The sequence below is a fragment of the Altererythrobacter sp. CAU 1778 genome (assembly GCF_054482795.1).
This window is the reverse complement of record NZ_JBTLRP010000001.1, coordinates 793,455-812,971: the sequence shown is the minus strand read 5'-3', so window position 1 is coordinate 812,971 and position 19,517 is coordinate 793,455. Positions and strand designations below refer to the sequence as shown.

Genomic DNA, 19,517 nt, shown 5'->3' with positions numbered 1-19,517 from the left:
ACCTGACCGATGAAGATTTCCAGCTATCTCGCGCTGGGCGCGCTTGCGCTCGCCATCCCCGCTGCCGGTTGCAGCAAGGTGGAGGACGATACCGCCGAAACCGCTTCCGCTGAGGAAGTGAGCGATGGCACGCTTGCAGACCTGCTGGCCGACCAGGGCGATTACGACATCGCCCGGTCGGCGCTCGACGAAACGGGCCTCGAAGGCGTGTTCGATGGCGCTGCCAGCTACACGCTGCTGCTCCCCACCGATGCCGTCTTCGAAGGCCTCGGCAGTTCCGCCGAAGATCTCCAGTCGGAGGAAGGCCGCGCGGCACTCGTCGCGATCATGCGCGATCACATCGTGCCGGGCTATCTGGCGCCCGAAGACATCAGCGCCGCTATCGACAGCGCCAGCGGCGCGGCGGTGGAGATGAGCACGGTGGGCGACGCCACGCTGTCCTTCGCGAAGGATGGCGAAGCGATCGTGGTCACCGGAGCCGATGGCGCGACGGCGCGCTTTGCCGGAACTGCGCTCAAGGCCAGCAACGGCGTCGCGATCCCCGTCGACGGCCTGCTCAAGCCCTTGGGCGCCTCCGCAGAGGCGGCGGCAACCCCCGCGGACTGATCAGTAGTCGCGGGAATATTCGGCGGCCACGCTCTCGCGTCCGATCGTGGAGATCGACGCGAGCAGCGTGAGCCAGCTGGTCACCCGGAACTCCACATCGGTGGCGGAATAACCCGCCCCGTCGGTGATGATCTCGGCATAGAAACGCCGCCCGAAGTTCTTGCCCAACGCAACCGACGTTCCGCGATCCAGTGCGGGATCGGCCGGAACGATACGCAGGCGGTCCAGCCCGATCGAGGTGCGCAGCTTGTTGATCGGGTCCATCCCGCCGCCTCCGCGCAGCGATGCGAGCGCGCTGCCGAGTTGCAGGGCATCGGTCGCGGAGAGGTTCGAGATCGAGCCGCCGAACAGCAAGCGTGACAGGATTTCCTCCTCCGGCAGAGCGGGCACGGAATTGAACGCGATCTCCGGCTGCGTCGCATTGCCCGTCACTGAAACGCTGACCGAGAGGCCGGTAACGTCTGTTTCGGCCAGAATGTTGACGCGCGGGTCGATGGGCACGTTCTCGTCGAAGTCGATTTCGCCCCGCGTGAGTTCGAACCGGGTGCCTGCGAAGCTGTAGCCTCCGCGAATGACCTCTGCCGACCCGCCGATGCGCGGATCGTCGGTGGTGCCGCGAATGAGCACGTCGGCGCTCCATTCGCTGTCGAGGCCCATCCCGCGCACTTCGACCCGGCTCGGCGCGCGGGCGTCGATCAGGTAGCGCCAGGGCGCGCTGGCCGACGCTTGCGGAGCGATGTCGGGCGGCAGATTGATCTCGCGCGTCCGGATATTGGGCAGTTCGACCGCCTCTTCCGCAGCGCCCAGGCGCCAGCGCGCGCGGTTTACCCGCAACCGGCCCGCAATGGTGCCGCCGACGCCGTTCGAAACCACGCGCATCGGCCCGGTGACTGTCGCCGCCATGTCGGGCCGGTTCAGGATCTGCGCGTTGCTCGCCGCCATTCGCAGGTCGATCTGCGGTCCGCGCGGGCCCAGCCCGGACAGGTCCACCGTTCCGCTGCCCGACACCGTGCCGCCATTGGGCGCTTCGCCGCGGAACGATGTCAGCCGCAGCAGCGAGCCGGAGAAATTGCCGCGTGCACGAATGCTGCGCACGTCGGTGCCGGTCAGCGCGCTCCTGAGCCGCAGATCGTCACTGGCGAGCGACCCCGCGACGCGCGGATTCTGCAAGGTCCCGCGCGCGTCGGCGGATACCCGAAGCGGGCCGGTCAGATCGAAAGTGTCGATCGCAGCCAGGCGCCAAAGCGCGTCCGCAGGGCCGTTGAAACGCAATTGCGCGAACAGATCGCCGCGATTCAGCCGTCCGATCAGGTCGCCACTGGATGGCAGGTTCGAAATGCGCGCCTGCAGGCGCCCCCGCCGCTCGCCTTCCTCGACGATGACGGCGCGCGACACCAGCCTGTCGGCGGAAAGCTTCGCGATCATCGAGAGGTCGACCGGGCGCGAGGTGAGGACCAGTCCGGAGCGGCTGAGACCCTTCACCTGCACCCGCGCCTCGCCAACCGGCAGTCCGCCTGGCCCGGCGCTGACGTCGATAAGACCGCTGACATATCCGCCGAGGCCCAGCTCTCCGCCCAGTACGTCGATAGCGGACAGCGGCATCCGCGCGAGCTGGACGTTTGCCTCCACCGGCCCGTTCCCGCCGAACCGCCCACGCGCCACCATCCGGCCACTGCCGAAGTTCAGCTGGGTCGGCGCAAGTTGCCAGCCATCCCCGTTGCGCGTCAGTACGGCGCGGCGCGGCATCTCGATCTTGCGTCCGCCGTAATTGCCGCGCGCGACCGCTGCGATGCGGTCCGGCGCGATGTCTCCGGTCAATTGCAGGTCGAAGCGGCTACCGCGCCGACCGGCGATGGCAGCGTTGAAACGTCCGGTTCCGTTGCGCAAGCTGCTGTTTGCCACCAGCCGTCCGACGAAGACATTGCCATAGCTGATCCCGGCGGCGCGGACGTTGCCCTCTATGGTCGAATTGCCCTCCACCAGCAGCCCGGAGACGTCGATGTCCGCCTCCCGGATCGCGATCGGTGTGGCACCGGCGAAAGTCGCATTGCGGGCGGCGAGATCGACATCGAATCCCTGCCCGCCGCCGCGAGGCGCAAGCTGGATGGTGCCGTCGAGGCCGCCGCCCGCGAGCGTCAGCGTGCCGCTGGCCGCGTCGCCGAGCGTGATGTCGCCCGTGACCGATGTGCGCCAGATGTCGAGCCGCTCGATCGCCAGACGGGTTGGTCCGCCCGGCGAAGAGAACAGGTTGATCGTGCCGTCGAACGGACCGAGCAAGGATTGCCCCGCCGTTTCGATGGCGAAACCATCGTCGATGGGCGCGAGCGCGACGCGCACGTCCTTCAGTCCGGCGGCGGGCAACGGGTCGGCAAAGACAAGTTCCGCGCGCGGGCCGTCGCCGGCGATGGTAGCCTGTACGGTGAACGGCCCATATTCGGTGTGCCGGCCGCGCCCGGCGAGCGAGGTGCGCCCGCCATCGACCTTGCCATTGAGCGTCAGCGCCAGCTTGCTGGCGTTGAGCGAGGCGTCCTGAAAGGCGATGGGGCGGTTCGCGCCCAAGGTGACGCCGCCCTTGAAGCGGATATTGTTCCCGGCAAGGTCGGCCAGCGTCGCATTGGTGACACGCGGCATCCGCCCGGCGAGATTGGCCTGCAGCGTCCAGGGCACGTTGCTGCCCATGCGGAACAGGATCTTCGCAGCAACGTCGACCTCGCCCAGATCCTCCAGCAACAGCCGCTCGGCATTGACCGGCCCGGCAAGTGCGTAGACGCCGTTGGCAAAGTCGCCGCGAAGCGAAAGTCGTGCGTCGAGGCCCGGGAAGGCAACCGCCAGATCGTCCGACACCAGACGATCGCCGGAATAGACGATGGTGCCGCCCAGCGTTCCGTTGGTGAGGCGCGGGTCGACCATCGCGTTGCCGGAAACCACGCGCGCCACGTCGGCATCGAGCGGCAGGACGAAGCGCGTCCCGTCCCACGTCGCGGTGCCCCGCTGGACGAGACCGGCAAGTTGCGTCGTGCCCGCGGCGAAGCGGTCGACATTGATGACATGGGCGACGGTCAGGTCGGACATCGGCCCGTCAAGTTCGGCTGCGATCGTCGCGCCTTGCAGCGTGAGGTCCGGCCCGAACAGGGCGGGATCGGTCAACCGCGCCTTGAGGTCGAAATCCTGCAAAGCGTTGTTGCCGAGGTCGATGCCTCCGGCTCCGTTTGCCCTGACCGCGGCGCCCGCGAGGCTGAAGCGCCCGTCGATGACATTGTCAGCGAAGGTTCCGCGCGCGGACAGCGCCACCTTGCGGCCCAGCGCGTCGAGCGGAAGCCCGGCAAGGACCGGCGAGGGATCGGCGGTGCCCAGAATGCCGTAGGTTCCTTCGCTGGCCGTCAACTTGAACGCGGCAACCTGTTCTCCTGCCCGGCGCACCCGCAGGCCGCCGTCCCAGGCGCTCCAGCTGCCGTCACCGATCAGGCTCGCCTCGTAATCCTCGTCCGCTCCGAGCAGACCCGCAAGCAGGCCACCGGCAGGTGCGCGATAGTCGATCTTCGCGTCGAACTTGTCCGCTTCCTCGTCGAGATCGACCAGCGCATAGAGCCGGTCCTCGCCGCCCAGCCGCCCGTCGGCCAGCAGGTAAAGCTTTCCGCTTTCCGTCCGCACCCTGGAGACGAGATTGACCCGCCGCGCTTCGTCCCCGGCAATGCCGCGCGCGACGGTGAAGTCGACCAGTTCCAGCCGATCGAGCCGGATGTCGAAATCGGGCAGGAACCCGCCTTCGCTTTGCGTTTCGTTGAATTCCGGCAGTCGCAACAAAGTGCCGCGCCGCGCCACGGCACTGCGAATATCGAGACCGCTGGACAGCCAGCTGAGCGGGCGCCAGTCCAGCTCCAGCTCGGGTATCCGCAGGAAGATACCCCTGGGGTCGGCCACGGTGACGTCGTGCAAGGTGGCTTCGGAATATATCGAGCCTTCGATCCTGCCGATCCCGATGCGAAGTCCGGAATCCGCTTCGATCTGTTCGACCTGATCGATGATGAAGCGCTTGCCTGCCGAACTGTCGAGCAAGGCGATACCGGCGACGATCAGCAGCACGATGGCGGCGATGATGCCCAGCGTCCACTTGGCGACACGGCGCGGCCAGCGGCGCTTCGCCGTCAGCACCTCCGCTTCTCTCTCGACCATGTCGCCCTCCGCCGTACTCATCAGAAGGCCTGACCGAGCGAGACGTAGACCGCGAAACTGTCGTCATACGGGCCGGGGTTGAGCGGAACGCCGACATCGAGACGGATCGGCCCGAAACCGGTGGCATAGCGCACGCCCAGCCCCGCGCCGTATTTGATGTACTTGAAGTCCGGGGTGGGATCCGCCGACACCGAACCCACGTCGAGGAACGGCACCACGGAAAGGGCCCCGTCGAGGAAGCCGGTCTTGATGCGCGCTTCGCCCGCCAATTCGACCAGCGAGCGTCCGCCGGTCGGCTCGCCCAAATCGTTGAGCGGACCGACCGCCTGGTAGCCATAGCCGCGTACCGAGCTGCCGCCGCCAGCATACAGCCTGCGCGACGGAGCGACTTCGAACGTGTCCGCCCCCTGGATGGTCGCCACGCGTGTACGGCCGGCCAGCACAATGCGGTCGTTGACCTGCCGGTAGATGCTGCCGTCCGCCTGCGCGCGCAGGTAGAATGTTGTCGTGTCGAACGCGCGCGACACTTCGGGCGAGAGGAAGCCGGTCAACCGGAACCCCTCGGTCGGATCGAGCAGGGAATCGCTCTTGTCGATGGTCGCGCGGCCGAACACCGCGCCGACGAAATAGGTTTCGCGCGGCCGCGGGATGTCGTCGATCACGCGGTTACGCTCGTCGGTGGCAAGGATTTCCGCGCCGACCGCCCAGCTCAGTTCCTTCTGGAACAGCAGGTTGGAGACCTTCTCGTAAGTGCCCCTCACCGCGACCGTCCGGCCATCATAGGCTTCGGTGTCGATGGTCGTCGCGTAAGCATCCAGCGTCAGGATACGGTCGCGGTTGCCGAAATTGTTCTTGCGAAAGGTAACACCGGCCAGCTGTTCGCGCGTGCCAGCGATGCCGCGCAGGCGCAGCATCCCTTCGGGCGGGAAGAGATTGCGGTGCTCCCAGCTCGCCTCTAGCTTGAAGCCTTCCCCGCTGCCGTAGCCGATGGAACCGGCCAGCGTCCGAAGCGGCGCCTGCGTAATGTCGACATCGAGATCCACCGTGCCGGGTTCACCACCGACGGCCGGTGCGACTTCGCGCGGAGTGATCGTGACACTGGAGACGAGGCCGGTGGCGAGGATCGCGCGGCGCAGATCCAGTTCGTCGCTGCGGTTGTAGATATCGCCCGGATCGAAGCGGGCGATGCTGGCGAAGTGTTCGCCGGAAAGGAAATCAGGCAGGCTCGAATTGACGCCGCCGAAGCGGTATTTGTCCTGCGGCTGGACAATCATCGTCAGGTCGCCCTGCTGGCGCGCGTGATCGACCAGCAGTTCGGGTTCGTCGATGGATGCGAACGGATACCCGTTTTCGCCCAGCCACCGGTCGAGGTCGTACCGCTCCTCCACGATGCTGTCCGAAAGCAACGGATCACCCACGTCCATTCCGAACGCCGCACGCGCCGCCGCCGCATCGCCGAAGGGTGCCGTATCGGATTCCAGACTGCCCAACTCTATCGCGCCGAGGCTGTATTGCCGCCCCGGAATGATGGCGAAGCGCACCGCGCCTTCGGGCGGCGGGATTTCCGCGGCCAGACCGGTTTCGTCCTCGGCCCCGATCTCGCGGATGATCTGGTTGTCGTAATAGCCGTAGATGCGAAGCAGGCGGTCGAGCAGTTCCTCATCTGCGCGGGCGCGCGCGGCGAGCACGGCGATATTGCCGTCCTCGTCATCGAATTCCTCGACCTGCGACAACGCCTTGAAGCGGTCGACGAATTCATCCGTTTCGGGAAACAGCGACCGCTCGCTGGGTAGCACCAGCGTCAGGTCGCGACCGAGATTGATCTCGTAGCCGTCGGGCAGAGCGAGTAGCGGATCGAAGTCCTCCTCCACCTCGGCGAACTCGATGTCTTCCTCAGGCTCGAGATCGGCGAAGTCCTGCACGATATCGCCATCCGGCCAGGGCAGATCGACTTCCGGCAGATCGGCAAGTTCGTTGTCGGCATCCACGTCCTCGACCGCGAGGGCTTCGACATCGTCGAGGCTCGGATCGGGTTCCACCCCCTCGGCGGCCCATGCTTCGGGATTTTCGATCGCGCTGTCGGGGATCAGATCTTCCAGACGCTCCGGCGCGTTGGGATCCTGTGCCAGCGCCGGCACTGCGAGCAGCGCCATCGCGAGCGCGATTGTTCCGGCGAATGTATGAGCGCCGTAGCGCAGGTCAGGCGAGCTTGTATTGATCGCGGGACTGGGGAACGCCGTCCTTGCAGCCACCGTCGGGCGCACCGGCAGTACCATCGCCGGCCACGGCGGCGCGGATGAGGGCATCCTGTTCGTCAGGTGAAATGCGGCGCCAGCCATCGGGGCCGAGCCGTTCGAGCGGGCGGAAGCGGATCTTGTACTGCATCCGCGAGGACCCTTCGACCCAGTAGCCGAGGTAGACATACGGCAGGCCAGCTTCAGCCGCGCGACGGATGTGGTCAAGTATGATGAAATTGCCAAGACCCGGGCGACCTTCGTGATCAGCGTCGTAGAAACTGTATATCATCGAAAGACCGTCCGCCTGGCGATCGCTGAGGCATGCTCCGATGAGCCGACCCGGCTTCCCGTCTTGCGATGGTTCCCGATATTCAACGACATAGCTGGAAACAGGCGTGTGTTCCACCATATCCGCAAAATCGATTTCGTCCATCGTCGCCATGCTGCCGCCGGGGTGGCGCCGGCCCAGATAGTCCTGCAACAATTCGAACTGTTCGGGCGTTGCCCACGGGCGGCATTCGCTGACTTCGATGTCGGCATTGCGCTTCAGTATGCGCTTCTGCGTGTTCGACGGGCGGAATTCGTCCGCAACCACGCGCACCGACACGCATGCGCGGCAATCGGCGCAGCTGGGGCGGTAGGCGACGGTCTGGCTGCGGCGGAAGCCGATCCGGCTAAGCGCGTCGTTCAACTCGTTCGCATGGTCGCCACGCAATTCCGTGAAAACCTTCCGCTCCGTCTTGCCGGGCAGGTAGGGGCACGGCGACGGGCTGGTCACGAAGAAGCGGGGAAAGCGAACCGGTGCGGTCACGAAAAGGCCTGTTTTCCTTGGTCGAACGAGTTTTCTTCGCGCGGAGCGGGGTTGGGAAACAGACTATGACGACCCGACTCGCGTTGCGGAACCTGTTTAACCAAGTTTCATGGTTAACCGAATCTTATTTTGCACAGGCGCCTTGGTTAAGAAATTGAATCGCGTTTCGTTTCAATAAGTTAAAAACGCGAATCGCGCTGTCTTACGAATCACCCCAGTTCGACTTGGTTAACGGAGTAGCCCTTGTCCCGCAGGCTGGAGACGAGCGCGTCAAGTTGCGCCTTGTCGCGCGCCTCGCATTCGATGTCGGTGATCAGCCCCTTGGCCGGCAGCGTGGTGAAGATGCGCTGGTGATAAATTTCGATGATGTTGACGTTGTGCGCGTCGAATTCGCGCATCACCTTGAACAGCGCGCCGGGTCGATCCTGCAACGTGATCCGCAGGCGCGCGAGGCGACCGGAGCGGGCAAGGTCGCGCAGCAGCACGTTGGCGAGCAGGCGCGTGTCGATATTGCCCCCGCACAGCACCACGCCGACATTACGCCCGGCGAAGCGGTCCGGATGGGCGAGCAGCGCGGCAAGGCCCGCGGCGCCTGCGCCCTCCACCACGGTCTTCTCGATCTGCAGCAGCAGCGAGACTGCCTGTTCGAGATATTTTTCGGACACCAGCACGATGTCGTCCAGCACGCCGGCCAGCACCTTGGCCGTGAACTCGCCCGGTTCTTTGACCGCGATGCCTTCGGCCAGCGTGTCTCCGCCGCACGGGCGGTTGGAGTTCTTCAGGCGGTTGTACATGGAGGGATAAAGCTCCGCCTCCACGCCGAGCACGCGCATGTCGGGCGACCTGGCCTTGGCGACCGTGCCCATCCCGCTCGACAGACCGCCCCCGCCGACCGGCACGATCAGCGTGTCGATCTGCGGTGCGTCGGCCAGCATCTCCAGCGCGACCGTGCCCGCCCCTGCGGCCACGTGCGGATCGTCGAAGGGGTGCACGAAAGTCAGCCCCATGTCCTGTTCCAGCTTGCGCGCATGGGCGTAGGCATCGTCGAAAGTCTCGCCTTCCAACACGACCTTGCCGCCGACGCTTTCGGTCTGCATCACCTTCACCGCCGGCGTGGTGCGGGGCATTACGATCGTGACTGGCACGCCCAGCCGCGTGCCGTGATACGACAGCCCCTGCGAATGGTTGCCCGCCGATGCCGCGATGACGCCGCGCTTGCGGCTTTCTTCGTCCAGCAGCAGCAAGGCGTTGAGCGCGCCGCGTTCCTTGTAGGCGGCGGTGAATTGCAAGTTCTCGAACTTCAGCCAGATCTGCGCGCCGGTGATTTGCGACAGGGTCTGGCTGTGCAGCGTCGGCGTGCGAACGACCGCCCCTTCGATCCGCGCGGCGGCGGCCTCCACGTCGGAGAGGGTCAGCAGCGCATCGGAAGGCGCCGCCTGCGGTACGGGCATGGTCTGGTTCATCCGCTGCGCCCTATCGCAATCGCGGCCCCAAGCAAACACGCGAAGCATTTGCCAAGCCGCATCGGACACGCCACAGGATCGCCATGACGAACGCAATTTCCCGCACCGCGCTGCTCACCAGTGCCGCCGCCCTCGCCTGCCTCGCATCGCCCGCCTGGGCGGATACGCTGGTCGATAATATCCAGGGGATGAGCGTCGACCGCGACGGCAAGGTCACGCGCTTCACCGGCATGGTGATCGACGACGACGGCAAGATTACAGAGCTGCTCGACCGCCGCGACAAGCGCCCGCAGGACGTCGACTATCGCGCGGACGGACGCGGTCGTTTCGTCATTCCGGGCATGATCGATGCGCATGGACACGTCATGGGCCTCGGCCTCAGCGCGCTGACGCTCGACCTGTCGGAAACGCGCTCGCTGGCGGAGGCACAGGCCAAGGTTGCCGAATTTTCTGCCGCCAATCCGGGACGTCCGTGGATCCTTGGGCGCGGCTGGAACCAGGAACTATGGGGCCTTGGTCGCTTCCCTACCGCTGCGGAGCTCGATGCCGTCGTGTCCGACCGCCCGGTCTACCTCCAGCGCGTCGACGGCCATGCCGGCTGGGCCAACAGCGCCGCCCTGCGCGCGGCAGGGATTACCGCAGCCACGAAGGATCCGGTCGGCGGCCGGATAGAACGTGGAGCGGGCAACGCACCGGCTGGCGTCTTCGTCGATGCAGCGGAGGAACTGATGACGCGGGTGATACCTGCGCCCAACCCGGAAGACCGCGACCTTGCGCTGATGAAGGCGCAGGAACTGCTGCTGGCAAACGGCGTCACCGCCATGGCCGACATGGGCACCAGCATAGAGGACTGGCAGACCTTCCGCCGAGCAGGCGACGAAGGGCGGCTCAATTTCCGCATCATGTCCTACGCCGACAGCATCGACAACATGGTGCTGATGGCCGGCGGCGGGCCGACGCCGTGGCTGTATGACGACAAGCTGCGGATGAACGGCATCAAGCTCTACCTTGACGGCGCACTGGGATCGCGCGGCGCCTATCTGAAGGCTCCCTATGCCGACGCACCGGACCAGCGCGGGCTGGTGCTGACCGACAGCACCAAGCTGCGTAATCTCGTCAGCCGCGCGACGATAGACAATTTCCAGATCGCGATGCACGCCATCGGCGATGCCGCCAATGCCGAAGCGCTCGATGTGATTGCGGAGATACAGGACAGCTACAAGGGCGAACGGCGCTGGCGGATCGAACACGCACAGGTCGTCGATCCGGTCGACATCCCGCGCTTCGGGCAGCTTAACGTGATCGCCTCCATGCAGCCGGTCCACCAGACCAGCGACCGCGTGATGGCGGAAGCGCGGCTCGGCCCGAACCGCCTGACGGGCGCCTATGCCTGGCGCTCGCTGGCGGACAATGGCGCGGTGCTGGCCTTCGGCTCCGACGCGCCGGTCGAACGGCCAGAGCCGTTCACGGGCCTCGCTGCCGCGATCAGCCGCACCGATGCGAGCGGACAGCCGTTCGGCGGATGGATGCCGCAGGAGCAGGTCAGCCGCGAGCGCGCACTAAGCGCCTACACCGCCAACGCCGCCTATGCCGGATTTGCGGAAGGGCGCTTCGGCCAGCTCAAGAAAGGCGAGCGCGCGGACTTTGTCATCGTGGACCGCGACCCGCTGGTTTCCAGCCCGGACGAGATTCGCGCGACGCGCGTGATCGAGACATGGGTGGGTGGGCGCAAGGTCTACGAGGAAGGCCGTGGCTCTACGACACGGGTCGAGGGGCGCTAGGCGGCGCTTTCGGACGCGGCCTTTTCTTCCGCCTCCTCCTCACGCGCATTCTTGCGGTCCTGCCAACGCATGATCAGCAGTGAGCTTTCGAACAGCAGATAGATAGGCACCGCCAGCAGCAGTTGCGAAACGACGTCCGGCGGCGTGATGATCGCGGCGACCGTGACGATGGCGACGATGACGTAACGCCGCGCGCCCGCAAGCGTTTCGCGGCTCACCAGCCCGGCGCGGTTCATCAGCAGCAACAGGACCGGCAGCAGGAAACTGACCCCGAAGGCCAAGATGAACTGCATCACCAGGCTGAGGTAATCGCCCATCGCCGGCAGGGCTTCCTGCTTCAGCCCGCCCGCCATACCTTCGAAGCCGAGGAACCAGCGGAATGCGGTCGGCATGACGACGAAGTAGGCAAGCGAAGCGCCCATCGTGAACAGGACAGGCGTGGCGAACAGGAACGGCAGGAAAGCGCGCTTTTCCTTCGCGTAGAGCCCCGGCGCGAGGAACGCCCAGAGCTGATTGGCGATGATCGGAAAGCTGACGAAGAAGGCAGCGAACAGCGCCACCTTGATCTCGACGAAAAAGGCTTCGTACAGCTTGGTGTAGATCAGCCGTCCTTCGCCATTGGGAAAGGCGGCCGTCAGCGGGCGGACCAGCATTCCGAAGATCTCGTCTGCGAAATACATGCACACGGCAAAGGCGATCGCCAGCGCGAAGACGCAGCGCACCAGCCTCGCGCGCAGTTCGATCAGGTGATCGAGCAGCGGGGCCTGCGTTTCGTCGATGTCCTTGATTATTGCCACGCGCGACCTCAATCCCTGGCGGCGGGGTCGAGCGGCAACTGCGGCTCTTCACCGGTGGTCTGCGGCCTGGCGCGCTCCCGCGCTGCGGCGGCGCGGGCTTCGGCGGTGGCTGGCTCTGCCGACGGAGCATCGCCCTGCGACGGCAGCGGCTCCATCTCCGCGCTTGTTTCCGGATGCTCGGCCATGATCTTGGCGTTGCGTTCCTTCCACTCCTTTTCCATCTCGGCCAGCTCGGCTTCGCGGACCATGGCGTCGAGACCCGCGCGGAAGTGACCGGAGACCTTGCGAATCCTGGCGATCCACTGCCCCGCCGTTCGCATGGCGCGCGGCATCTCGCCCGGGCCGATCACGACGATCGCCACGATAACGATGATGAGCAGTTCGCTGGCGCCGATATCAAACATTACGAGTCAGTGGGCCGTCACATGGGCCGCCGGGGCGCGATCAGGACAGAGGCTTGTCGTCGGCCTGCGTGTCGCGGCTGGCGGTGTCGGTGGTGGCGGTGGTCGAGTTGGAAATGCGCGGGCTGTCGGCGGGCCGGTGATCGGGCTTCTCCTCGTCAGCCATGCCTTGCTTGAAGCTTTTCACGCCCTTGCCGAAATCGCCCATCATTTCCGAAATCTTCCCCTTGCCGAACAGCACGAGGATGACGGCGGCGATGATCAGCAATTGCCAGACACTAAGACCCATGGGGATTCTCTTTCGTTAGGTGTTGGCAAGAGTATAGGCGCTCGTGCGGCGCGATGCCAGCGATGCTTGCGGAGGATCACTCTTCTTCCGCGTCGTCGCGTACGAAATCGCCATCCTCTTCCCCCGGCGTGACCAGCGCGTCGAATGCCTCGTCCACGGGGTCGAGCAGGCCTGCCGCCTTCAACTCGTCGATGCCGGGCAGGTCGCGGCGGCTTTCGAGGCCGAAATGCGTCAGGAAATCGGGCGTCGTGGCATAGATCACCGGGCGGCCCGGCACCTCGCGCCTTCCCGCTACGCGTACCCAGCCAGCCTCCATCAACACATCGAGGGTGCCCGACGACGTTTGCACCCCGCGGATCGATTCGATCTCCGCGCGGCTTACGGGTTCGTGATAGGCGACAATCGCCAGCACCTCGGTCGCGGCACGGCTGAGCTTGCGGATCTGTTGCTTCTCCCGCCGGAGCAAGTGCGCCATGTCGGGCGCGGTGCGGAATTGCCAGCGCTTGCCCAGCTCGACAAGCTCGATGCCGCGTCCCTCGTAATGCGATTGCAGGTCGGCGAGCGCCTGCCGCACCGCCGCACCGCCGAGGTGGGTCGAAATGGCATCGGCGCTCATCGGTTCTTCGGCTGCGAACAACGTCGCCTCGACTGCGCGCAACAGGTCGTCGCCATCGAATGCGCCTTCGTTCATCCGCGGACCCGCCGCAGCGAAAGAGGACCGAATATCTCGTCCTGCTTGAGTTCGGCGCGCCCAGTGCGCGCCAGTTCCAGCGCGGCGACGAAACTGGAGGCGCGCGCAGAGCGTCGCAATTGCGGATCGGCGTGCTGGGGCAGGAATTCCTCCAGCGTCATCCAGTCGAGCGTCAGGCCCAGCATGTTGGAAACGCGGTCGAGCGCGGTTTCCAGCGTCATGACAGCGCGGTCGCGCACCATGTGGACGGCCGGCTGGTTGCGCAGCTGCACGTCGCCGTACCCGCGGATGAGGTCGTACCAGTCGCACTGCCAGATATGCTTGCGGTCGACGCGCAGGCCCTCGGGCGCGCCGCGCAGGAAAACGTCGCGGCCCAGCCGGTCGCGCGCCATCAGACGCGCCGCCGCGTCGCGCATTGCGCCCAGCCGCTCCAGCCGCAACTGCAGTCGCAGCGCCAGTTCTTCGGGGCTGGGATCCTCCTGCTCTTCGCGCGGGAGCAGAAGCGAGCTCTTGAGATAAGCCAGCCAGGCCGCCATCACGAGATAGTCGGCCGCCAGCTCCAGCCGCAGCGCCTCGGCCTGCTCGATATAGGTCAGATACTGGTCGACCAGCGAGAGGATCGAGATCGAGCGCAGATCGACCTTCTGCCGCCGCGCGAGATCGAGCAGCAGGTCGAGCGGTCCTTCCCACCCGTCCAGCTCGAGATAAAGCTGCGCGTCGTCGGTCGGGGCATTGCCGATGCCGTCCCAGTCGTCGGTGGTTTCGTCCACCGGGAACAGGGTGGCCGTGTCGCTCACGCGCGCTGGACCTCGCCCTGCCCTGCCAGTTCGAGGAGGCTGTCGCGCCTCGCGAGCAGTTCGCTGCGTTCGACCGAAGCTTCGCGCGTACCGGTGCCTGCCAGTGCGCGTTCCAGCCGCATCGCGGTTTCGTCCGACATGGTGGCCAGTCGTTCGGCGATGCCGGTCATGTCGTCCATCTTCGCCCAGCAATTGAGCGCGATATCGCATCCCGCCGCAACGGCCGCTTCGGCGCGTTCGGGTACGCTGCCGCTCAACGCCTCCATGTCGAGATCATCGCTCAGCAACAGGCCGGAAAAGCCGATCTGGCTGCGGATAACCTGTTCGATCACGACGGGCGAGAGCGTGGCGGGCCGGTCCGCGTCCCACGCTGTGAAGCGGATATGCGCGCTCATCCCGATGGGTGCGTCGGCAAGCGTGCGGAAAGGTTCGATATCGGTTTCGAGTTCTTCCGCGCTGGCCGTGACGGTGGGAAGTTCCTTGTGGCTATCCGCCGTTGCACGGCCATGGCCGGGCATGTGCTTGATGCAGCCGGCGACCCCTGCCCTGGCCAGCCCGTCGAGCATGGCGCGGCCGAGCGCGGCGACCTGCATCGGTTCGGAACCGAGCGCGCGGTCCCCAATGACATTGTCGGTTTCGGGCCGCCGGACGTCGAGCGGGGCATTGAAGTCCACCGTGATGCCCATTTCGGCAAGTTCCATGCCCATCGCCTGCGCATTGGCCCTCACCGCCTCGATAGCGGAGGCAGGTGCCACGTCGTACAGCGCGGCAAAGGCTTCGCCAGCGGGATAGCGGCTCCATTCGGGCGGCTTCATGCGCGCCACGCGCCCGCCTTCCTGATCGATCGAGATCAACAGCCGGTCCCGCCCGTGCAGGGCGCGCAAATCATCGGTCAGAGCACGCAATTGCTCGCGTGTTTCGCAATTGCGGGCAAAGAGGATGTAACCAGCCGGGTCGCTGGCACGAAAAAAGGCCCGCTCGTCGTCGGTCAGGCTGGTTCCGGCAATCCCGAAAATGGCAGGCGTCATGGCGCGAAAGTCGCAGCTTTCAGGCTTAGCGGCAAGAGCGCGTCACCCGCCCCATGTGGGTAAGTGAACCGCGCCGTTTACTTGACCTGGCACGCACCGCCGGCGGCCTTTAGCCGGTCGCAAAGCTGGTTGGCGGCAGCGCGGCTGCCCGCGACGGCCTGAAGCCGGTAAACGGTGCCGATATCTGCCTGCCCCTGGACGACGCGGTGGCTGAAGCCCTGCAAAGCCTCGTAACGGCGGGTCAATTCGCCCCAGCCGAGCTCGGCGCTGGCTTTCGTCGAATAGGCGCCGACCTGCACGCCGACCCCGCCCGATGCCGGGGCTGGCGCGGGTGCTTCCTTCGGTTCCTGCGGTTCGCCGGTTTTTTGCTCTGTATCGATGCTCGGCTGCGGGGCCTGCGCGTTTTCCGCGATGCGGCCTTCGGGGCGCTGTCCCTCGGCGACGGCGGGAGCCACTGCGCTGGTGCCTTCGACCTGGCGACCGCCCGGATTCTCCGGCCGTTCCTTGTAAGGCGCGTCGGGTGCCTCGATGGTGCTGCCGTCCGCGACGACATCGGCCTGCGAGGCGGTGCGATTGGTTGCCCACCAGACACCGCCAAGTATCGCCACAAGGCCGAGAAGCGCCGCGGCGGCGAACCAGATGATCTTCGAATTGTCGCTGCCGTCTTCGTCGTATTCCTCGGCGGATTCGAGCCACGGCAGGCTTTCGTCCTCGTCGCGGAGGGCGAGTTCGTCGCTGGTCACGAAGGCGCCGTCATCGATGTCTTCGTGATCGAGCGGGCCTTCATTGGCGTGATCGTCGGCGAGATCGTAGTCGTCGCGCGAGAGAAACTCCGGCCCGTCGCGGTCGTCCCGGCCACCATCCCCGAAGCTGATCATCACAGTTCCTCCACTGCCTGGACCCCCAGTATCGCCAGGCCATTGCGGAAAACCTGCCCAATTTGCGCGGCGAGGAAAAGCCTCGCATCTGACAGCGCCTCGTTATCGGACAGAATGATGCGCTTGCCCGGATCGTCGTTGCCTGCATTCCAGAACGCGTGAAAGGCAGCGGCAAGGTCTTGCAGGAAGAATGCGATGCGGTGCGGTTCGCGCGCACGGGCGGCAGCTTCGACCTGCCTCGGGAACTGCGCAGCGTGGCGGATGAGTGAAAGCTCGTCCGCGCCCAGCTGATCGAGCCCGGCGTCGCTGGGGCGCAGGCCCTGTTCCTCGCCCTTGCGCAGGGTCGAGCTGATGCGGGCATGGGCATACTGGACGTAGAAAACCGGGTTGTCCTTGCTCGCTTCCACCACCTTGGCGAAGTCGAATTCCATCTGCGCTTCGGGCTTGCGCGTCAGCATGGTGAAGCGGACCACGTCCTTGCCCACTTCGCCCACCACGTCGGCCAGAGTGACGAAAGTGCCCGCGCGCTTGGACATCTTCACCGGCTCTCCGCCGCGCATCAGGTTGACCATCTGCACCAGCTTGACGTCGAAGGGGATCGGCTTGCCTTCTCCTTCGGAAAGGGCGGCAACGGCGGCCTTGATCCGCTTGACGGTGCCCGCATGATCGGCACCCCAGATATCGATCAGTTCGTCCGCCTTTTCCGCCTTCTGCATATGATAGGCGAGGTCTGCGCCGAAATAGGTCCAGTTGCCGTTCGACTTGCGGATCGGCCGGTCCTGATCGTCGCCGAAGCGGGTGGAGCGGAACAACGGCAGCTCGACCGGCTCCCAGTCGTCGAGGGTCTTGCCCTTGGGCGCCTCGAGCACTCCGTCGTAGACGAGATCGTGCTTGCGCATCCATGCCTCGGCTTCGGCAGGCTTGCCTGCGATCTGGAGCGATGCCTCGGATGCGAAAACGTCGTGATGGATACCGAGCAGGGCGAGGTCCGCCTTGATCAGCGTCATCATCTCCTCAACCGCGTGGGCGCGGAAGATGGGCAGCCATTCTTCCTCCGGCTGGTCGATGAAGCGGTCGCCCAGTTCCTTCGCCAGCGCATCGCCTACGGGGATCAGGTAGTCGCCGGGGTAAAGGCCTTCGGGGATCGCGCCGATTTCCTCGCCCAGCGCCTCGCGATAACGCAGGTGGGCGGAGCGGGCGAGAACGTCGACCTGCGCACCGGCATCATTGACGTAATATTCGCGCGTGACGGTATGCCCGGCGTATTCGAGCAGGCTGGAAAGCGCATCGCCCACCACCGCACCGCGGCAATGGCCCATGTGCATCGGTCCGGTGGGATTGGCGGAAACGTATTCGACGTTCACCCGCCGCCCCTCGCCCATGGTCGAGCTTCCGTATCCGACGCCAAGAGCGCGGATCGCGTTCAGTTCTGCCAGCCAGACGCGGTCGACAAGGCGCAGGTTGATGAAACCAGGCCCGGCGATTTCCGCCGCTTCGATGTCGGGATCGGCCGTCAGTTTTTCCGCCAGCTTTTCCGCCAGCGCGCGCGGGTTGGTCGCGGCCTGTTTCGCCAGCACCATGGCGGCGTTGGTCGCAAGGTCCCCGTGATCGGGATCGCGTGGCGGTTCCACGCTGACGTTGCCGCGCGCCACGCCGGCGGGCAGCGAACCCTCCAGCTCCAGAGCGTCGAGAACGGCGTCGATCTTGGCCGCGAAAGCGGCGTGAAGGGTTTGCGGCAGGTTTTCAGCTTCGGACATGGCGAGCCCGTTAGCCGGTTTATCTCCGCCGGGAAACCGCCGACGTTACCTTCGGATCAGCGGGTCGCGTTGTAGGCGAGCTGGTCCTGCGTCAGCTGGAAGCCGATCAGCATTTCGAAATTCGCGCGGTCGAGAGCGGCGCGGACTTCGGGCTTCGACAAAGGATCGATCGCCGCGTCGGCATCGCCGGCCTTGCGGCGACGGGTGATTTCCTCGCGAATGTCGGCAGGCAGGGTCGCTTCGGCCCGATCGACATAGGTTCCGGCGGATGCACTTGCCTGCGCGCGTTCCTGACCGTCGGCGAAGTTGAGCGTGACGGTGCCGACGCGCTTGGCGACCACCGCGCGGCCGCCGCGAAGGACGGTCACGAAATAGGGCAATTCGACCTGCCGGCCCCCCCGCGCATCGGCGCGGCGGGCGAGAACGTCGAACGTGGCGGAGGTGTAGACCTGCTCGCCCGTCTCGTTGCACTGGCTGCGCACGTTCGTCATCGCCGCGGTCACGTCGATGGCAGACGCCGCGCGCGATCCGGGCACGCTGAAGGTGGTCACATCGCCGGTGTAGTCCGGAATACCGACCGCCGGGCAGGTGGAACGGATCGCGGTGATGCCGACCCCCTGATCCAGAACGATGTCGCCGCTGCTGCGGCACCCCGCCAGCGCGGCGGTGCAGGTGAGAAGGGCGATCAGCGATTTGCGAAGCGGCATTGATGGTCCTCGTGAGGAAAAACTCATGTTCGGCGGCAGGCCTTACAGTTGCATTCTGGCAAGGGCAATCGCGCGTCTCCCCGGCTTTGCCACTTTAACCGCCATGCGAAGCGGGCTATCTGCACCTGCATGAACGCCCCCTTTAAGCCCGCCACGACCTCTTCCAAGCCGCCGCTGCAGGTGCTGATCGCTGCCCCGCGCGGCTTTTGCGCCGGAGTCGACCGCGCCATCGAGATCGTCGAGCGCGCGCTGCAGAAATACGGCGCGCCGGTCTATGTCCGCCACGAAATCGTGCACAATCGCTACGTCGTGGACGGGCTGAAGGCCAAGGGCGCGATCTTCGTCGAGGAACTGGAGGATGTGCCGGATGGCGTGCCCGTGGTATTCAGCGCGCACGGCGTGCCCAAGTCGGTTCCCGCCGAAGCGGAAGATCGCGGGCTCGATTATCTCGATGCGACCTGCCCGCTGGTCAGCAAGGTCCACCGCCAGGCCGAACGCCAGATCGAAAAGGGGCGCCACATCATCTTCGTTGGCCATCGCGGCCATCCGGAGGTGATCGGGACTTTCGGCCAGGTGCCGGTCGGCATGATGACATTGGTGGAAGCAGTGGAAGACGTGGACGCGCTGGTCGTGCCCGCGGATACCGAGCTTGCCTTTCTCACCCAGACCACACTGTCTGTCGACGACACCGCCCAGATCGTCGCGGCGCTGAGAGCACGCTTCCCGGACATCAAGGGCCCCAAGGCGGAGGATATCTGCTACGCGACCTCCAACCGGCAGGAAGCGGTCAAGGCCATCGCCAGCGGCTGCGATCTGGTGCTGGTGATCGGTTCGCCCAATTCCTCCAACTCGCTGCGTCTGGTCGAGGTTGCGGAACGCTGCGGCACCGATGCCAAGCTGATTCTGCGCGGGGACGATATCGATCCAGCCTGGCTCGACGGCGTCGGCACGATCGGCGTCACGGCGGGCGCTTCCGCACCCGAAACGCTGGTGCGCGAAGTGGTCGACAAGCTCCGCGAATGGCGGATGGTCGAAGAATTGCCGGTCGTCACCACCGAGGAACAGATGGTCTTCAAGCTGCCGCGCCAGCTGGTCGACTGA

The 19,517-nt window shown here is 65.7% G+C and carries 16 protein-coding genes; 3 read left to right on the top strand and 13 right to left on the bottom strand.

Going from position 1 to position 19,517, the window contains the following annotated elements:
• The first annotated feature begins 9 nt into the window (after positions 1 to 9).
• Positions 10 to 606: a fasciclin domain-containing protein gene (locus tag ACXYN8_RS03590; RefSeq protein WP_458887932.1), complete on the top strand. Its 597-nt coding sequence runs from the start codon at positions 10 to 12 to the stop codon at positions 604 to 606.
• Here ACXYN8_RS03590 and ACXYN8_RS03585 read toward each other — a convergent pair whose 3' ends face one another.
• The 4 genes from ACXYN8_RS03585 to ACXYN8_RS03570 all read right to left on the bottom strand — a co-directional run bounded on the left by ACXYN8_RS03585 (position 607) and on the right by ACXYN8_RS03570 (position 9,290).
• Positions 607 to 4,800, bottom strand: coding sequence for a translocation/assembly module TamB domain-containing protein (locus ACXYN8_RS03585; RefSeq protein ID WP_458887931.1), 4,194 nt, complete (start codon positions 4,798 to 4,800; stop codon positions 607 to 609).
• A complete protein-coding gene (locus ACXYN8_RS03580) occupies positions 4,800 to 6,932 on the bottom strand; it encodes an autotransporter assembly complex protein TamA (protein ID WP_458887930.1) in 2,133 nt (710 codons plus the stop codon). The genes ACXYN8_RS03585 and ACXYN8_RS03580 overlap by 1 nt, the downstream gene beginning before the upstream one ends.
• A gap of 46 nt (positions 6,933 to 6,978) precedes the next feature.
• Entirely contained in the window at positions 6,979 to 7,827 is an 849-nt protein-coding gene (locus ACXYN8_RS03575) for an arginyltransferase (protein ID WP_458887929.1), read from the bottom strand.
• A 209-nt stretch (positions 7,828 to 8,036) separates the two neighbouring features.
• Positions 8,037 to 9,290: a threonine ammonia-lyase gene (locus ACXYN8_RS03570; RefSeq protein WP_458887928.1), complete on the bottom strand. Its 1,254-nt coding sequence runs from the start codon at positions 9,288 to 9,290 to the stop codon at positions 8,037 to 8,039.
• 83 nt (positions 9,291 to 9,373) lie between these two features.
• On the opposite strand from ACXYN8_RS03570, the gene ACXYN8_RS03565 reads away from it, so the two are divergent.
• Positions 9,374 to 11,071: an amidohydrolase gene (locus ACXYN8_RS03565; RefSeq protein WP_458887927.1), complete on the top strand. Its 1,698-nt coding sequence runs from the start codon at positions 9,374 to 9,376 to the stop codon at positions 11,069 to 11,071.
• Here the strand turns inward: ACXYN8_RS03565 and tatC are convergent.
• The 9 genes from tatC to ACXYN8_RS03520 all read right to left on the bottom strand — a co-directional run bounded on the left by tatC (position 11,068) and on the right by ACXYN8_RS03520 (position 18,416).
• Positions 11,068 to 11,862, bottom strand: a complete 795-nt coding sequence (gene tatC, locus ACXYN8_RS03560; RefSeq protein WP_458888899.1) for a twin-arginine translocase subunit TatC — start codon at positions 11,860 to 11,862, stop codon at positions 11,068 to 11,070. The two genes, ACXYN8_RS03565 and tatC, sit on opposite strands and share 4 nt — an antisense overlap.
• Before the next feature lie 14 nt (positions 11,863 to 11,876).
• Positions 11,877 to 12,272: a Sec-independent protein translocase protein TatB gene (gene tatB, locus ACXYN8_RS03555; protein ID WP_458887926.1), complete on the bottom strand. Its 396-nt coding sequence runs from the start codon at positions 12,270 to 12,272 to the stop codon at positions 11,877 to 11,879.
• Between the two features lie 40 nt (positions 12,273 to 12,312).
• Positions 12,313 to 12,558: a twin-arginine translocase TatA/TatE family subunit gene (locus ACXYN8_RS03550; protein WP_458887925.1), complete on the bottom strand. Its 246-nt coding sequence runs from the start codon at positions 12,556 to 12,558 to the stop codon at positions 12,313 to 12,315.
• Positions 12,559 to 12,634: 76 nt separating this feature from the next.
• Positions 12,635 to 13,249 carry an SMC-Scp complex subunit ScpB gene (scpB, locus tag ACXYN8_RS03545; RefSeq protein ID WP_458887924.1) on the bottom strand — a complete coding sequence of 205 codons (615 nt, stop codon included), beginning with the start codon at positions 13,247 to 13,249 and terminating at the stop codon, positions 12,635 to 12,637.
• Entirely contained in the window at positions 13,246 to 14,046 is an 801-nt protein-coding gene (locus ACXYN8_RS03540; RefSeq protein ID WP_458887923.1) for a segregation and condensation protein A, read from the bottom strand. The genes scpB and ACXYN8_RS03540 overlap by 4 nt, the downstream gene beginning before the upstream one ends.
• Positions 14,043 to 15,074: a beta-N-acetylhexosaminidase gene (gene nagZ, locus ACXYN8_RS03535; RefSeq protein ID WP_458887922.1), complete on the bottom strand. Its 1,032-nt coding sequence runs from the start codon at positions 15,072 to 15,074 to the stop codon at positions 14,043 to 14,045. The genes ACXYN8_RS03540 and nagZ overlap by 4 nt, the downstream gene beginning before the upstream one ends.
• A 77-nt stretch (positions 15,075 to 15,151) precedes the next feature.
• Positions 15,152 to 15,952 carry an SPOR domain-containing protein gene (locus ACXYN8_RS03530; protein ID WP_458887921.1) on the bottom strand — a complete coding sequence of 267 codons (801 nt, stop codon included), beginning with the start codon at positions 15,950 to 15,952 and terminating at the stop codon, positions 15,152 to 15,154.
• Positions 15,952 to 17,709, bottom strand: a complete 1,758-nt coding sequence (gene argS / locus ACXYN8_RS03525; RefSeq protein WP_458887920.1) for an arginine--tRNA ligase — start codon at positions 17,707 to 17,709, stop codon at positions 15,952 to 15,954. The genes ACXYN8_RS03530 and argS overlap by 1 nt, the downstream gene beginning before the upstream one ends.
• Before the next feature lie 56 nt (positions 17,710 to 17,765).
• Entirely contained in the window at positions 17,766 to 18,416 is a 651-nt protein-coding gene (locus ACXYN8_RS03520) for a hypothetical protein (RefSeq protein ID WP_458887919.1), read from the bottom strand.
• A gap of 129 nt (positions 18,417 to 18,545) precedes the next feature.
• On the opposite strand from ACXYN8_RS03520, the gene ispH reads away from it, so the two are divergent.
• Positions 18,546 to 19,517, top strand: a complete 972-nt coding sequence (gene ispH, locus ACXYN8_RS03515; RefSeq protein ID WP_458887918.1) for a 4-hydroxy-3-methylbut-2-enyl diphosphate reductase — start codon at positions 18,546 to 18,548, stop codon at positions 19,515 to 19,517.

Excerpts from the sequence above, each read along its gene's own strand:
- ACXYN8_RS03590 (WP_458887932.1), top strand. The coding sequence starts at position 10 with ATGAAGATTTCCAGCTATCTCGCGCTGGGCGCGCTTGCGCTCGCCATC.
- ACXYN8_RS03585 (WP_458887931.1), bottom strand. The coding sequence starts at position 4,800 with ATGAGTACGGCGGAGGGCGACATGGTCGAGAGAGAAGCGGAGGTGCTG.
- ACXYN8_RS03580 (WP_458887930.1), bottom strand. The coding sequence starts at position 6,932 with ATGGCGCTGCTCGCAGTGCCGGCGCTGGCACAGGATCCCAACGCGCCG.
- ACXYN8_RS03570 (WP_458887928.1), bottom strand. The coding sequence starts at position 9,290 with ATGAACCAGACCATGCCCGTACCGCAGGCGGCGCCTTCCGATGCGCTG.
- ACXYN8_RS03565 (WP_458887927.1), top strand. The coding sequence starts at position 9,374 with ATGACGAACGCAATTTCCCGCACCGCGCTGCTCACCAGTGCCGCCGCC.
- tatB (WP_458887926.1), bottom strand. The coding sequence starts at position 12,272 with ATGTTTGATATCGGCGCCAGCGAACTGCTCATCATCGTTATCGTGGCG.
- ACXYN8_RS03550 (WP_458887925.1), bottom strand. The coding sequence starts at position 12,558 with ATGGGTCTTAGTGTCTGGCAATTGCTGATCATCGCCGCCGTCATCCTC.
- scpB (WP_458887924.1), bottom strand. The coding sequence starts at position 13,249 with ATGAACGAAGGCGCATTCGATGGCGACGACCTGTTGCGCGCAGTCGAG.
- nagZ (WP_458887922.1), bottom strand. The coding sequence starts at position 15,074 with ATGACGCCTGCCATTTTCGGGATTGCCGGAACCAGCCTGACCGACGAC.
- ACXYN8_RS03530 (WP_458887921.1), bottom strand. The coding sequence starts at position 15,952 with ATGATCAGCTTCGGGGATGGTGGCCGGGACGACCGCGACGGGCCGGAG.
- argS (WP_458887920.1), bottom strand. The coding sequence starts at position 17,709 with ATGTCCGAAGCTGAAAACCTGCCGCAAACCCTTCACGCCGCTTTCGCG.
- ACXYN8_RS03520 (WP_458887919.1), bottom strand. The coding sequence starts at position 18,416 with ATGCCGCTTCGCAAATCGCTGATCGCCCTTCTCACCTGCACCGCCGCG.
- ispH (WP_458887918.1), top strand. The coding sequence starts at position 18,546 with ATGAACGCCCCCTTTAAGCCCGCCACGACCTCTTCCAAGCCGCCGCTG.